At 50.0% G+C, this 14,143-nt stretch carries 11 protein-coding genes, 1 pseudogene and 1 CRISPR repeat array; of the genes and pseudogenes, 4 read left to right on the plus strand and 8 right to left on the minus strand.

Features of this window, described 5'->3' with window-relative positions; all coding sequences use genetic code 11:
• Positions 1-5: 5 nt before the first annotated feature.
• From csy2 to cas1f, 4 genes are read right to left on the minus strand one after another with little or no spacing between them, the layout of a single operon-like run.
• The gene (gene csy2 / locus MYB54_RS03570; RefSeq protein WP_248721515.1) at positions 6-938 is read right to left on the minus strand and encodes a type I-F CRISPR-associated protein Csy2; all 933 of its coding nucleotides are present in this window, start codon (positions 936-938) and stop codon (positions 6-8) included.
• Entirely contained in the window at positions 935-2,269 is a 1,335-nt protein-coding gene (gene csy1 / locus MYB54_RS03575; RefSeq protein WP_248721516.1) for a type I-F CRISPR-associated protein Csy1, read from the minus strand. Before csy1 ends, csy2 begins: the two co-directional genes overlap by 4 nt.
• 23 nt (positions 2,270-2,292) lie before the next feature.
• On the minus strand, positions 2,293-5,589 hold the full coding sequence (gene cas3f / locus MYB54_RS03580; protein ID WP_248721517.1) for a type I-F CRISPR-associated helicase Cas3f: 3,297 nt from the start codon (positions 5,587-5,589) through the stop codon (positions 2,293-2,295).
• A complete protein-coding gene (gene cas1f, locus MYB54_RS03585) occupies positions 5,586-6,566 on the minus strand; it encodes a type I-F CRISPR-associated endonuclease Cas1f (protein WP_248721518.1) in 981 nt (326 codons plus the stop codon). Before cas1f ends, cas3f begins: the two co-directional genes overlap by 4 nt.
• Positions 6,567-6,861: 295 nt before the next feature.
• Positions 6,862-8,570: a CRISPR direct-repeat array (repeat unit 28 nt; unit sequence GTTCACTGCCGTATAGGCAGCTTAGAAA).
• 312 nt (positions 8,571-8,882) lie between these two features.
• Between cas1f and MYB54_RS03590 the strand changes: the two genes are divergently transcribed.
• The 4 genes and pseudogenes from MYB54_RS03590 to MYB54_RS03605 all read left to right on the plus strand — a co-directional run bounded on the left by MYB54_RS03590 (position 8,883) and on the right by MYB54_RS03605 (position 11,034).
• Complete coding sequence (locus MYB54_RS03590) at positions 8,883-9,740, plus strand: hypothetical protein (RefSeq protein ID WP_104212805.1); 858 nt, start codon at positions 8,883-8,885, stop codon at positions 9,738-9,740.
• Positions 9,733-10,143 carry a DUF1240 domain-containing protein gene (locus MYB54_RS03595; RefSeq protein ID WP_206555382.1) on the plus strand — a complete coding sequence of 137 codons (411 nt, stop codon included), beginning with the start codon at positions 9,733-9,735 and terminating at the stop codon, positions 10,141-10,143. The genes MYB54_RS03590 and MYB54_RS03595 overlap by 8 nt, the downstream gene beginning before the upstream one ends.
• A 31-nt stretch (positions 10,144-10,174) precedes the next feature.
• Positions 10,175-10,581, plus strand: a pseudogene (locus tag MYB54_RS03600) (DUF1240 domain-containing protein).
• Between the two features lie 45 nt (positions 10,582-10,626).
• The gene (locus tag MYB54_RS03605) at positions 10,627-11,034 is read left to right on the plus strand and encodes a DUF1240 domain-containing protein (RefSeq protein ID WP_039278467.1); all 408 of its coding nucleotides are present in this window, start codon (positions 10,627-10,629) and stop codon (positions 11,032-11,034) included.
• 49 nt (positions 11,035-11,083) lie between these two features.
• Here MYB54_RS03605 and MYB54_RS03610 read toward each other — a convergent pair whose 3' ends face one another.
• The 4 genes from MYB54_RS03610 to MYB54_RS03625 all read right to left on the minus strand — a co-directional run bounded on the left by MYB54_RS03610 (position 11,084) and on the right by MYB54_RS03625 (position 14,140).
• Complete coding sequence (locus MYB54_RS03610) at positions 11,084-11,563, minus strand: Hcp family type VI secretion system effector (RefSeq protein ID WP_014916572.1); 480 nt, start codon at positions 11,561-11,563, stop codon at positions 11,084-11,086.
• Between the two features lie 124 nt (positions 11,564-11,687).
• Positions 11,688-12,185, minus strand: a complete 498-nt coding sequence (locus tag MYB54_RS03615) for a M48 family metallopeptidase (RefSeq protein WP_039278469.1) — start codon at positions 12,183-12,185, stop codon at positions 11,688-11,690.
• An 83-nt stretch (positions 12,186-12,268) separates the two neighbouring features.
• Positions 12,269-13,462 (minus strand): amino acid aminotransferase, encoded by a 1,194-nt coding sequence (locus MYB54_RS03620; protein ID WP_205569136.1) that lies wholly within the window; start codon positions 13,460-13,462, stop codon positions 12,269-12,271.
• Positions 13,463-13,525: 63 nt separating this feature from the next.
• Positions 13,526-14,140, minus strand: coding sequence for a YitT family protein (locus tag MYB54_RS03625; protein ID WP_010279239.1), 615 nt, complete (start codon positions 14,138-14,140; stop codon positions 13,526-13,528).
• Positions 14,141-14,143 lie beyond the last annotated feature (3 nt).

Below are 14,143 nucleotides of genomic sequence, written 5' to 3' on the forward strand. Positions count from 1 at the left end.
TCCTTTTAGTCATCGAATTCGTAGGAAGTGTCTTCTGCTGCTGAATGGGTGTCTGCTAATTGGCGGCAGTGATAATCGCCGTTCTGATAGTCGTACTCCCAGAGTATCTGGCGGATATCGCTGATGCGATGCGCGCCTTGCCATTCCCCGATGCCGTAGGCGGCTTCGGCAAAACAGAATGGCGTGTGCGGATCGCGGGTTTTATCGACTTCACCGGGAGCATAAAGCGGCGAAATGGCGCGGTAGCCGATCATTAGCGGGATCAGAAAGCCGCCGCCACCGGGTTTGGGCTGGTACTGCCACTGTACATTGCTCCCGTTGGGATCGCGTTCTGCCCGCATTTTTAATGCGGCGAAATCCAGCCAGGCATCGATCAGTTCCGCTTGCGGATTGTCCTGCTGTAGCGTCTGGAAATGGTCATGCAGCAGCGATGTGCGATCTTTTAGTACAAAGCCAGGTAACAAACGGCGCATAACTTTACGGGTTTCCGCTTCGTCGCTGGGTAATGACTGGATGGTGACGCGCTCGATATCAACAATCGTGCCGCCCGCCAGCCGCTGGCACTGTGCCTGCTGGGTGAGGAAATCACACAATGCCGTGGTATCCGCCGGGATCTGTCCCTCGCAGCGGATCAACAGCGAGGCGGTCATATGCATGCGGCCTTCTTCATTGAAAGCAGCGGTTTTCGCCTCTTTGGTCAATGGATTGCGTGTCAGGGCGAAACTCCGTTCCCAGCTAGAACCGTAGGCGTGTAGCTGATGCTGATGGCTCACCACGCCGCAGCCTTCCAGCGTCAACCCGTGGCTGGCCTGTAACTTGCGTGACAGCGCATGGGTAAAGCCGAGAAAGTGCGTAATAGCGGGGAAGCCATAGGTCAACCCGGCAATGGCGTTGGCATTTTCGACTTTGATACGCCGTAGGATAAGTAATGTGCTCATGCCAGATCCTCTTTCAGTGCGCTTTCCATTTCACGCATCCGGCGTTTGAACAGCGCGGCGGTAGACCATTCGCGGCGTTCGACTTCGCCGAAGATCAACTCTTCATGCTTGAGCCGACGGTTCAGCCAGCGGCCAAAATCGTAGGCCACGACCTTTTGCCAGTCTCCTGCTTCACGCTCACGGCGGAAAACCGTATCCGTTTCTGCACGATAGGGATCGAGCCACAGCTGCTGGGCGCGTTTCAGTTCAGATTCTGCGCTCCAGCCGGAGGGCAGGTTTTGTACGCTGGAGATATAAAAGAAGAGCTGATCGATCAACTGGTCGAGATAGCGCAGGCGCTGTTGGCGAATGTCACGATTGTTTTCCACCTCTTTGACGCTAAGCAGAAAGCGCTGCATCTGCGCTAAGGTCGCTCGGGTGTGATAGTCCACCTCGCCGCGTGGACGGAAAATAGAGTCATGCTGCTGCGGCGGTTTTTCAATGCTGTTCCACTGTGGCGGTGCGCTACTGAGCAAATAGGAGCGGCCGCTGCGGCTGCTATTGAGTGAGGAAATATTTTGCGGCTTGGTGCCCCCCATATTCTGCACCGCCAGATAGGGGTAGCTGATGGAGAGCTGCTCGTGCCACTGATTTGCTTTTTGCGCCTGACGAATCGCTTTTGCTTCCTCACCAAAGCGCACGGTATTAATCCGCTGGTGGAGCGCTTGCGCGAGTGAAGAGGAGTACAGCGGGCTTAACAGATGGTATTCACCGTTTGCTATGGGGAAATAGATCTGTTTGGCTAGCTTATGTGAGCTGGGCTGGCGATCGGTGAAGACCTGCTGAAACCCCGCCAGCCACTGTGCGAGCTGTTCCGGGTTTTCTGCCAGTTTTTCTAATGCACGGTGATCGCCACGCTGTAGGGCCGCGACCAGCGAATCCCCGTCGTGTTCAGTCTGGAGCAGTTTGGCGACATCAAGGGCGGCGGCGTTTCCCACGGCATCGATAGCGGGTTGTGCCAGTGTTGCGGTCGAAAGCGTTTTAGCCTCCGTTACCGTTCCGGTGCTAAAGACGCTGGTGCCTTTGGCATCGCTGTGGGTAAATTTCAACGCGTGGGTGACCAGACTGATTTGTCCGGCGCGGCTGGCGGCATCGCTTAACCACGCGCGAACCTCATGTTTTTGCTCAATCTCTCGCCGCTTCTCGGTCAGCTCCAATTCCTCTGCGGCTAACGCTTCACCGCTGAGCACCGCACGTTTCTTCTCCGCTTCTTTATCGAATGCATCCAGCTTGGTCTGCTTTCGATTGTTGATGTAGGACACGATGAACTGTGTCAGTCTGCTTTCTTCCATTCCTCCTCCTATTGTTATTTTTGTCATTGTGCAAACACTCCCAGTAGCGGGTGCCAGAGCCAGTCTTTTTCCTCGTCTTCCCGCAGGCGGATTTCGCCGAAGCGGGCGCTAACCCGTTTGAGTTCCCACTGTTTCTCATCCGCCAGCCGCTGGTATAAGGCGTGGTAGTCGGGATCGATCCACGCACAAACGCCTTCTGCCATGTGCAGTGACGTGGTGCGGATCACATCGCTTGGCTTCCAGCCGCTGGGGCCGTCGTCCGGTATCATGAAAACGGCATCTTCATCGTCATCGGCGATCCACAGGGTATACGGTTCATCTCTGTCGGATTTTCGAAAGGGCGTGCGCCGCTGCAATTCACCGTTCCAGTGCGGATGTGCACGCCACCAGAATGCGGCGGGCGGGCGTTTCAGACCATCGAGCTTTTGATTTTTGAGGCCAAGCAGCGTTTTTCCTAAAACAGCATGTTCTAACGCCACCAGTGAAAACGGTTTGGTGAGGGCCGGCGGTTGCACAATGCGCGGGGCGGCGTTGAGATGACGGTAGTCCTCCTCCTGCAATAGCTGACGAAGGTCGTGCGTATCCAGCCGTTCGTCTTTTGACTCAAAGCCGGGTTTACAGTACGCGATATCTTCCCCTCTCAGCGCGCGAATATTGTGGCTAAGTAGGCAGATATTGGGGGTTTTAGGCACATGTTGTTCATCCTGCCGGTGGCGCAATATTCGTCCGGCGAGTTGGATGAATGAACGCATTGAGCTGGGTTCGACAATCCCCCAGTCACAGTCGAAATCGCGACCCACTTCAGCGACCGAGGTCGCCAGCACCACAAAGATATGATGCTGCTGTGGCGTGTTTTCTATCGCCTGACGAATCTCCTCCACCTGCCACAGCGCATCGGCGTCGTTGCGCATCAGCGCGGCATCGAGCCGTTGCTCAATATAGGAACGCATCGCCAGCGGATGTTGGCTGTGATAAATGCAGTAATGAATACAGGTATCCGGCGGCGAGGGGATGGCAAGTAACTGGCGGGCGACGGCAACCAACGGGTCGATGTTTGCCATTCTGACCAGTCCCAGCGAAACGGTTTTTCCGCTCTTATGCTGTTGGTGATGCTGTGAATGTAAATCTCGTATCAGTGGGTGGATCGCCTGTGCGACGGCCAGATGAACATCATCTTTATTTTTACTGGGGCTGCTGACGGGCACAATGGAAGCCAGCCGGAGCGGGAGTTCCTCTTTGGTAAGATGCTTCAGCCTCTGCTGAACGAACGCATCGTGCCTGGTTATGAAGCCTTTCACATCGCCGTACTGCTCATGCTGACAGTCAAATTCATCAAACCAGCCGCAGCACACGTTCAAGGGTGTATTCGGTGTGCCGTAAGCCTGTTGCCAGGCAGCACGGCCATCAAGATAGGCACCGAACAGCGCGCGAATTAACGCGGGTGGCAACGTGGCCGAGGAAAGTAGAACACGCGATCCCAGCATGCCTGCCCAGTTCACCAGTCGGCAGAGCGCGGGAAGATCTTCCAGCCCAAAATCATCCGGTTCATCTAGCACCAGATCGGAGGTCAATAGCCGTAGCATCGGGGCAATCTGGTGGCCGCCGCGCAGACTTTCTGTGGCGGGCATCAGGTGATCGATGGTGGTGATCAGCACCGGTGCACTCAGTAATTGATGCAGAGTTGGGCTACGTTCCAGCCACGTCTTTAACCTGCCATCGTCCAGCGAGCCGTCGTAACGAACATACTGATGTTCAGAGAACAGCGGGTCGGCGGATTCACTGCCCGTCTGCGCGGTGTTTTGTTGGCGCGTCTCATTTTCCAACTGCATTTCATGGAGATCTTGCACGGCCTGTGAACCAATCAGCACCGCTAAGTCGTCTTCATCCAGCTTTAAGCGCTGCCGTAGCGCATCACCCGTTTGTAGCGTCAGCGTGCGTAGCCCTAGCGCGACAGAGAAGCGACAGCCGATAGACTCGTCCGACAAGCCATACATAATTCGCGCGTTAGCGAAGGTTTTCCCCCGGCCTGTCGAGGCCATGTTGACGCCGAAAAACCCATGCTGCCTGCTGGATTCACGAATGGAACAGGCGAGATCGAATGCGCGATCCTGCCAGCGAAAGCGCGGGTGCGTGCTGCGCTGACGAAATCCTTTGTGGCGAGTAATTGCGGGTAGCGTATCGCGCAGATGCGGCAGGCTGCGCCCCAGCAGCAGAGCATTTTGCCCGACGCCGACGCAGTGTTCGTCCAGCCTCTGTTTATATTCCCCCGTTTTGCGATCGGTGTTAGCCCAGACTGAATAAGCCATATCCTGCCAGCCAACCGTTGCCGCGCCTGCTGAATAATGATGGTCAGCTAGCATGAGTGCGAGACGCGCCAGATGCACGGTCAGCCGCTGATCTAACTGAGCGAAATGCATGAATGAGGGGAGCTTTAGCGCTCGACCCGCAAACTTGCGCGCCTTCTCACGCCAGACGCTGCTGCGTAGCGGCGTGCCATGCGGAAACTGCCACACCTGTGCCAGATTGGCTGGCGTGACATCGAGCTTGCAATGATTGAGTGCATTCCATTGTGCCGAGAGATGGTCGGTTAACCATGTTTCTGCATAGTCGAGCTGGGGTTCACTGCTGTTGGGCGCAAGCTCTGCCGATTTGTTAAACACAGGCAGCCGGTGGTGCGAAACAATCAGCCAGGCGATAACCTGCGCCAACGGCGGCAAAGTGCGAAATGGACTGCCACTGGGCGTTTGCTTATCCCGCTGTAAGGCTGGCAGCAGGGTTGTTTCTGCCTCTGGAGTCACCGTGCTGAGCGCGGTTAACCAGCCTTTGTCGTCTTGCTCCCCCACGAAGGCCTGAAACAGCCGCAGCGATACCCATTCATGCCGATACGGTTGGCTGCGTGGACCTGTACCGCTCAACCCTGTCTGGAATAGCGCGTTAGCCTTGCCGACATCGTGAAATAACCCAGCAATAGCGGCCAGCAGGCTAAACACCTCGGCGCTGTGCCACGGGTTTTCATCTTTCGAGCGCAGAATATCGCGGCTGGTGGTGTTGGTCGGCACGCTCCCTTGTGCATTAAAACGCCGTAAATTACCGACGATCCACAGCAGTTCGGTATGATTCGCGCTGCGAACCCAGTGACAGGCGACAGCCGTGTTACGACGCGCCGTTTTGCGCAGCAGCTTGCGTAGCGTGTTCAGCCCTTCCTGCGTGATGGCGGTTTGCCACGTGCGCTCGCCCTTGCGTTCAGCAAACTGATCCAGTATCCGGCGGGTTTCGACCAGCGCGCGCTTATTGCATTCTGAAATCAGCAGAATGTTCATCGACCCACCTGACTCAGCTTGCTGGCGACATCCTGCAAGCTGCCGATCATCACATCCAGCGTGTCAGATTGTTGGAATGCGGTCAGGCAGCGCTGACGAAATTCTTGCTCATCTTCGCCTTCCATCGCGGCAATAAACGCCTGTGGCAGCACGAGTGCGTCCTTAATTAAATCGGCGACGTCGAATACTAGTCCGCCACGGCGAGTTTTACCGTGCAACACGGCTAGCCCGTGCGGTAGACCCAAAACCCATGTCGCGACGGCAGCCAGTCCATAAGCCAGATAATTGCCGTGGTCGAGAAAGCGGTTAGCCAGATCGGTGCCGCCGCCGCGTTTGGCACGGGTAAAGTCGCCATAGCTCACGGCATTGGCGGCCAGTTTGTACAGGGCTTTGGTCATCATCGCTTCCTGCACCAGTACGTCATTGCTGGTGTGGCAGTCGGTTAGCCCTTTTTCATAGCGATCGAGAAGCGCCTGAAGATGGTCGGCCTTAAAAGTAAAGCGGGATTCGCGGGACAGACGCGAGCCCAGCCAGTGCTGACGAATTTGCGTTATTCGCACCTGCTGAAAAGCGATGGCGGCGGCCAGCCTTTTCTCATCATCGAACCAAAAGCTGACCCAGTCCTGCAAATACTCGGTTGGCCGATATTCGCTCTGTGGCGATAGCCAGGACACCGCGACTTCCGCCTCGTTTGCCGCAAACAGCGGAGTACCACCGCCGCCACAAAAACCGATCATCACGCCCGCTCTGGCGAACTCCCGCATCGCTGCCTGCGTGACGGAGGTGCCGGTTCCCAGCATGACAACGCTGGTATTGGCGATGGGAATATTCCAGTACAGAGACTGGTTTCCTTCCTCCGTGACATATTCGACACGGCCACCGTTAACGAGAATGCGGCAATGCTGGAGATAATAAACATTGGCGCGTTTGGAATGCAGAATGGTTTTTAAGTCCGAAGGGCTAAAGGCGTTATCCATAATGTATTTTCTGCCGCAATCGATAATAGCTGTGACGCCAGCGAAATAAATCGCAGGCTAATTATTTGATAAGAAAAAATATAATCTTCAGAAAACTAACGAAAATCAGACTATCACAAATATTCTGGGAACGTGGTGGCTGACAAAAATATTACCCAAACACAGACCCTTTTTATTTGGCCTATTTCACAGGCTTAATAATCAATGAGTTACAGATGAGCTGAAAAAAAGGGTTTTTGCAGGGAAAACGGCAATTGCTGCTAATAAAACAAACCGTTAGAGTGATCGGGCTACAGTTCACTGCCGTATAGGCAGCTTAGAAATGACCCGTATCAACATCGTGCCGGTTGCGGAGGTTCACTGCCGTATAGGCAGCTTAGAAAGGGGAAAAAATCGGCCTCGGCGTGTCCGGGTCGTTCACTGCCGTATAGGCAGCTTAGAAAATAGACGCGCGGATCAAACGTCTCCGCCATGTGTTCACTGCCGTATAGGCAGCTTAGAAACGCGTGAAAGCCCTGTTTGGCCGCAAGCAATCGTTCACTGCCGTATAGGCAGCTTAGAAATGAGCTATCCGCAGGGCTGCATCTGCCGAAATGTTCACTGCCGTATAGGCAGCTTAGAAAGTTCAGGCGCACACCACGGACGGCGATTTGATGTTCACTGCCGTATAGGCAGCTTAGAAATCCACGGGCAAGACGGTGACACAGTTCACGCTGTTCACTGCCGTATAGGCAGCTTAGAAAGTCTCCGGCGCCACAGTTGACGGGCGAGAAATGTTCACTGCCGTATAGGCAGCTTAGAAACCGCCAAACGCCAGCCCGATAATGATGCATAGGTTCACTGCCGTATAGGCAGCTTAGAAATATACTGGAAAATGCAAGGGGTTATTGAATGAGTTCACTGCCGTATAGGCAGCTTAGAAAGATAGCGCCGACTGCGCAGGCCAGTGCCATATGTTCACTGCCGTATAGGCAGCTTAGAAAATGCAGGGGTGATCGTCTACCTCACCGATCCCGTTCACTGCCGTATAGGCAGCTTAGAAAATCTACTTTTTTAAACTGACGAATAAGAGTGGGTTCACTGCCGTATAGGCAGCTTAGAAAAGTCTCGGCGTCGGCATTCTTGAGTTTAACGCGTTCACTGCCGTATAGGCAGCTTAGAAAAATCCGAATACGCGGAGTTCTGTGAACCACAAGTTCACTGCCGTATAGGCAGCTTAGAAACGGCAAAGCCGTCTGGAAGCATGCATCCTGAGGTTCACTGCCGTATAGGCAGCTTAGAAAGCAGCATGATTGCGGCCGTGGCAGGGCTGAGCGTTCACTGCCGTATAGGCAGCTTAGAAAATATCATTAATCAGGCCGTTATACGCGACCGTGTTCACTGCCGTATAGGCAGCTTAGAAAGGAAACCGCACATGATCTGAAGGTTACGCTGTGTTCACTGCCGTATAGGCAGCTTAGAAATGGCTGTTAATGCGCTCGGTCTGAATAACCGTGTTCACTGCCGTATAGGCAGCTTAGAAAAGATGAAAGTAACGCCAGACGTCAAATTCAACAGTTCACTGCCGTATAGGCAGCTTAGAAAGTTCTCCCTGACGAAATCAGCGAGAGTTTGTTGTTCACTGCCGTATAGGCAGCTTAGAAAACAAGAAACCTCACCAGAGGTGATGAATTACAGTTCACTGCCGTATAGGCAGCTTAGAAAAGACGTTGTGACAGTTTTTTCATTTCCATGACGTTCACTGCCGTATAGGCAGCTTAGAAAACTTACGAGCGCGATGATATTCGCCGTCTGTCGTTCACTGCCGTATAGGCAGCTTAGAAATTCAACATCATTATTCTTCACGTTCGCCCAACGTTCACTGCCGCATAGGCAGCTTAGAAAAGTCGCGGACAGCATCAGAAATGTCCTTTTCGGTTCACTGCCGCATAGGCAGCTTAGAAATGCCGATGTGAAAATAACGCGTGAACGTCGCCGTTCACTGCCGGTTAGGCAGCTTAGAAAATGCTGCTATTAGGCGAGATAGTTATGAATACGTTCACTGCCGTACAGGCAGTTTATCCCCGGTTTTAAGAGCCATTTTCTGGCTATTATCGAGGTAGCATTATCGTCAGTGTTTGATGCGTTATCGCCTTTAAATAACGTATTTTTGATTCCCCTTTCTCGTAACGTTTTTAAGTAACGGGTTTCTTTATGGGGAATGAAAAATTGCGGATTGAACGTTATTAACATTTAAAAATCATCATTTTTCCGTTAAAGTGCCTTTACAGGGAAATAGTGCGTTGACTTAAGTAAAATTCAAAGGAATGAGATGCTGTGAAATACGATCCGGTTTTAAAAACGCTTGTGGATGATGACTATCGGCTAGAAGATCATCTTGATTTTAAAAAGCAGCATGCTGATATTAACTATCAGAAATTACATGCTCAACTCAATGAAATAAATAACGATAACATTCATGCCATATTGACTGCGCAGGAAGCGACGTATTTTTTACAGACGTTATGCACCCCGAATCCCAATCAATCGTGGAAAACGGCCATATTTGGCTGTACCGATCCTGTTTCATCGTTTGCTGGGAACATCGCAGAAGCCGTGTCTGTGAGCCGAATCGTGATGGAGATGAAAGGGTTCGGCGTCACGGCAACGGAATATGTCGGGAAAAATGGCAGTAAGTACATAAAATTATCTGGCTATCCGGGGGTAAGAAAGTATTTAGATGCCACCCGATATTTAGTCAGTAACCAAAAAGTACTCGATATAGGGATAGGTACAAAAGGCATTGAAAGCGGTATTGCGACTGGGGCAAGGTTCTGCATTGTGTTTTCAGGCGCTTATCGAGCCATTGAATTGATGGTGAAAGATGAATACGCACTGACCGATTTCTTTGTTAATTTAACGATGGATGCGGCAAAGTTAGCTGTATCGGTTGGGGTTGCATGGGGGGCGAAAACATTAGCGACTGGGCTTATGGCTACGGGGTTCAGTGTTATTGGCATTGCTTTTGGCATCTTTGCTATTGGGGTGATAGTCAGTCTTTCATTACTGTGGTTGGATAATGAGTATAAAATAAGTGAGACGATAATAAAAAATTTGAAATCGCATAAAAAGCAATATACACCATACCATCCTGATCAATTCTTTCATGCATGGGGGAGAGTCAGCCGTGGTTAAGATAAATAGACCGTTTTTTTTCATATATTCAGTTTTTATTTTTCTTCTTTCATGCTGGGGAGGATGGCTCTCTTTAAGTGGGTATATTGATTTCTTTAATCTAAATGATGTTATTTCATTTTCATGGAAACTCGGGGTTATAATTTTCCTAGTTCCAATAGTGTTCCAGTTTTCTTATTTTGGTTTTTTTTCTGCTGTAAAAAATAGACCAATTAAAATGAATAATAAAATTTCAAATGCATTGGTTATATTTGCTATTTTTGGTACTGTGGTGAGTTTATTTTCATCTATGTATATCTCTTATAGTCTTAATGAACAGGGTTATAAAATTTGTCCCAAGAACTCATGGATAGCTCCCAATAAATATGTAAGGAATATTGCTCTTTGTAAAGAACAAATGTAGTTATAATTACTTTATAATTTAGGGGGTATTTGTGGTTAAGGTAAATAGGCCATTAGTTGGTGCGTTTGCATTTTTCCTTTTTTTTATTTCATGTTTTATTAGCTGGATTTCCTTCAATGGATATTTGAGTTTTTTACAAAAAAGTGATGTGATAATTTTTTCATGAAAACTTGGTTTAATGGTATTTGGATCACCTTTGTTGTTTTATTTTTCATATTTGGCATTTTATTCAGCTATAAAAAATGAAGTGCCTAAAATGAATAATAAACTAGCTAACTCATTAGCTGTTGTGGCTATATTTGGTGCGGTTGTTAGTTTTTTTCATCAACTTATATATCATATGATCTTAATGATCAAGATTATAAAACCTGTCCTAAGAACTCATGGATAGCTCCCAATAAGTATGTGAAAGACATTTCTCTTTGTGATGAATGGTAAACAATGTTCTGATAGGTTTTTATTCATGCTTGTGGAGGATTGTTCGTGTTTAAAATAAATAGGCCATTATCTTTCGCGTTCTCAGTGTTGACTTTTATTCTTACATGCTGGGGAATATGGTTTTCTTTTAACGGCTATTGGAATCTATTTAGGCTAAACGATGTCATTATCTTTTCATGGAAAGTAGGTATACTTATTTTTGGTGCGCCAATATTATTCTACTTTTCGTATTTAGGGTTTTACATGGCAGTAAAAAACAAACCTATAGGAATGCATGGGATATTAGCAAGTGTGTGTGGTTATTTGTTTTTTATTGGTGTGGTGGTTAGTTTTGTTGCATCTATGTATATATCTTTTAATTTTAGAGAACAAGGCTATGAAATCTGTCCTAAAAACTCCTGGATGGATCCCAATAAATATGTGAAAAATATCGCTCTTTGTGATGAATGGTGAATAACAAGCACACCTGATAAGATGCGCCTGTTATCAAAGGTCATAAATCTTAGAGGCTCATTTCCTCCCAAATGCTGTAACCCGACGTTCCTGCGATTTTGTGATTCCATGCTATGGTTTTATATTTCAGCTGGACTTTTTCATACGGCATGATGTCATTGTTATCGATGACGTGTGGGTAGACACAGGTGACATCAACAATGCTCGCATCCGTTAAGGTTACTTCATAATAAAGCTCTAACTGCCCAGCGGAATTGACGCGATAAAAATAAAATGTCACATCAACTTTTTCATTATAAGAGATCGCCATCCCTAATAACGGAGACGACTTATCGATTGGCTTAATAAAATGAATCGGGTGATGCGCGACATTCTGTTCGCGGCTGATGCTATGGTTTAAACCTAATACTTGTATTTGATCTTCATGACCCGTTTGGTAGCGATTACCAATTGAATCTAGCGTTGAGCAACCAGATGATATTAAACCCTGTTTTTGACCATTAATGCTGGCATAAATCAAATTAGCCATATCAAATCCTTATGAGAATATTTATCAATAGACTGCGTGATAATATATTGATTATCCGCGCGGAAATAATACGGCTAAGGCAAAGCTAAAGTAAAGCGAGTCATAATAAAAGGTGAAGTTAGACCTAACCCGCATTTATTTCTCGCCAGTTCAGCCAGATTCGCATATCAAATTCCAGCTGGTGATAATCAGGGTCCATATGGCAGCAGAGCTGGTAGAAGGCCTTGTTGTGGTCTTTTTCTTTGAGGTGAGCGAGTTCGTGTACCACGATCATCCGCAGGAAATCTTCCGGCCCGTCACGAAATAGCGTCGCTATTCTGATTTCGTTATTGGACTTTAATTTTCCACCTTGCACACGCGCCACAAACGTATTGGTTCCTAGCGTCCCTTTTATCGGGTTTTGTTTATTGTCGTAAAGCACCTTTGATATCGCCGGGGCGTTTTTCAAATAGCGCTGTTTCAGCTCGGCGACAAACTGATAGAGCGACTTATCACTCTGGATCGGATGACGGTCAGGGTATCTTTTTTCCAGCCAGAGGCCGAGTTTGCCTTGATCGAGGAGCGTTTGTACTTGGGCAACAATCGCTGGGGGATAGCCGTTCAGATAGCGTAGTTGGGTCATGGGATTTTTATCACAGAAGCCACTGAGTTAAGCGAGTTCACAACGGTGAGTCGGTTAAGCCAGTGGCTTTATTATTTTACGATTTACTGAATCGCGGCGAAAGCCGCAGCAACGCGCTGGACGTTGCTGTGGTTCAGCCCCGCCATACACATACGGCCGCTGGCGATCAGATACACGCCGAATTCTTCACGCAGACGATCAACCTGTTCCGGGCTGAATCCGGTGTAGCTGAACATACCGCGCTGGGTGAGCAGGTAGTCGAAGTTACGGTTCGGCAGTGCGTTTTTCAGTGCCGAAACCAGTTCCTGACGCATGCTCAGAATGCGGGTGCGCATCTCTTCGACTTCCGCTTTCCAGTCAGCGTTCAACTGCGCGTCGTTCAGGACTTTAGAGACCACCTGTGCGCCGAAATTCGGTGGGGAAGAGTAGTTGCGGCGAACGGTGGCTTTTAACTGGCCCAGCACGCGCTGTGCGCTGTCAGCATCGTCACACACCACGGAAAGGCCGCCGACGCGCTCGCTATACAGTGAGAAAATCTTGGAGAACGAGTTGGCGATCAGTGCCGGAACGCCCGCGCTGGCAACGGCGCGAATCGCATAGGCATCCTGCTCAATCCCGAGGCCAAAGCCCTGATAGGCGATGTCCATAAACGGAATCAGCTCACGCTGGATGATGACCTCAATGACGCGATCCCACTGTTCGGTGGTGAGGTCAGAACCGGTCGGGTTGTGGCAGCACGGGTGCAGCAGCACGATGCTGCGTGCTGGCAACGCTTGCAGGGTGGCGAGCATGGCGTCAAATTTCACGCCCAGGTTTTCGCCATCGAAATACGGATAGGTGTGAACCTTAAAGCCCGCGCCCTCAAAAATCGCAATATGGTTTTCCCATGTTGGATCGCTGACCCACACTTCTGAATTCGGGAAGTAGCGTTTCAGGAAATCTGCACCGACTTTTAGCGCACCGGAACCGCCCAGTGTCTGGATGGTGGCGATGCGACCCGCTTCCAGCGCCGCGTGGTTTTCACCAAATAGCAGTTGTTGGATCGCGGTACGGTAAGGCTGTAGTCCTTCCATCGGCAAATAAGAGCTCGCGCTCTGCGCTGGCTGTTTCAGGCTGCTTTCTGCCGCGCTGACGGAGCGCAATTGCGGGATAATATTCTGCTCGTTGTAGTAGAGCCCGATACTCAAATTGATCTTATCCGCTCTTGGATCCTGTTTGAATTTTTCCATCAGAGACAGGATAGGATCTCCGGCATAGGTATCAACGTTTTGAAACACAGTGTAGCTCTCCTGAATGTGTCATTTTTATGGGTACCGCAACCCCGACGATGGTGGGGACAATCAGGCCGCGTAACGGCCGGGGCGATGATTCATCGCGATAATCAGGTTCAGAATGGTTGCCCCCAGAATCGAAGCAATCAACATCGGTATGCTTACCACGAACAGGGAAGTCAGCACAATCACAACGTCAACACCCATCTGGAGTTTTCCCGCCCGCAGGCCGTATTTGTCCTGAAGATACAGCGCCAGAATGTTCATGCCGCCGAGGCTGGCCTTATGGCGGAACAGCACCACGAAGCCGATGCCGGTGATGATATTGCCAAACAGCGTGGCGTAGAACGGATTGAGCTGATCGAAATGAACGAACATCGGGTGCAGGTCGGAAAACAGCGAAACCAGCCCGACGGCGCAGAACGTTTTCACCGTGAATTCCCACCCCATGCGGCGTAAGGCCAGATAATAGAAGGGCAGGTTCAGCAGGAAAAAGGCTACACCAAAGGAGACGTTTGTCAGGTAGTGGATAAGAAAAGCGATACCTGCGGTGCCGCCGGTAAGGGCACCAGCCTGACGGAGCAGAATGACGCCAAACGACACCATCAGCGTGCCGATCAGTATCGCCAGAATATCTTCCAGCAGCGTGTGTGATAGTTTTTGTGTGGGAATAACGTTATCCATGGT

The organism is Pectobacterium nicotianae (assembly GCF_023272715.1).
Classification (GTDB): domain Bacteria; phylum Pseudomonadota; class Gammaproteobacteria; order Enterobacterales; family Enterobacteriaceae; genus Pectobacterium; species Pectobacterium brasiliense.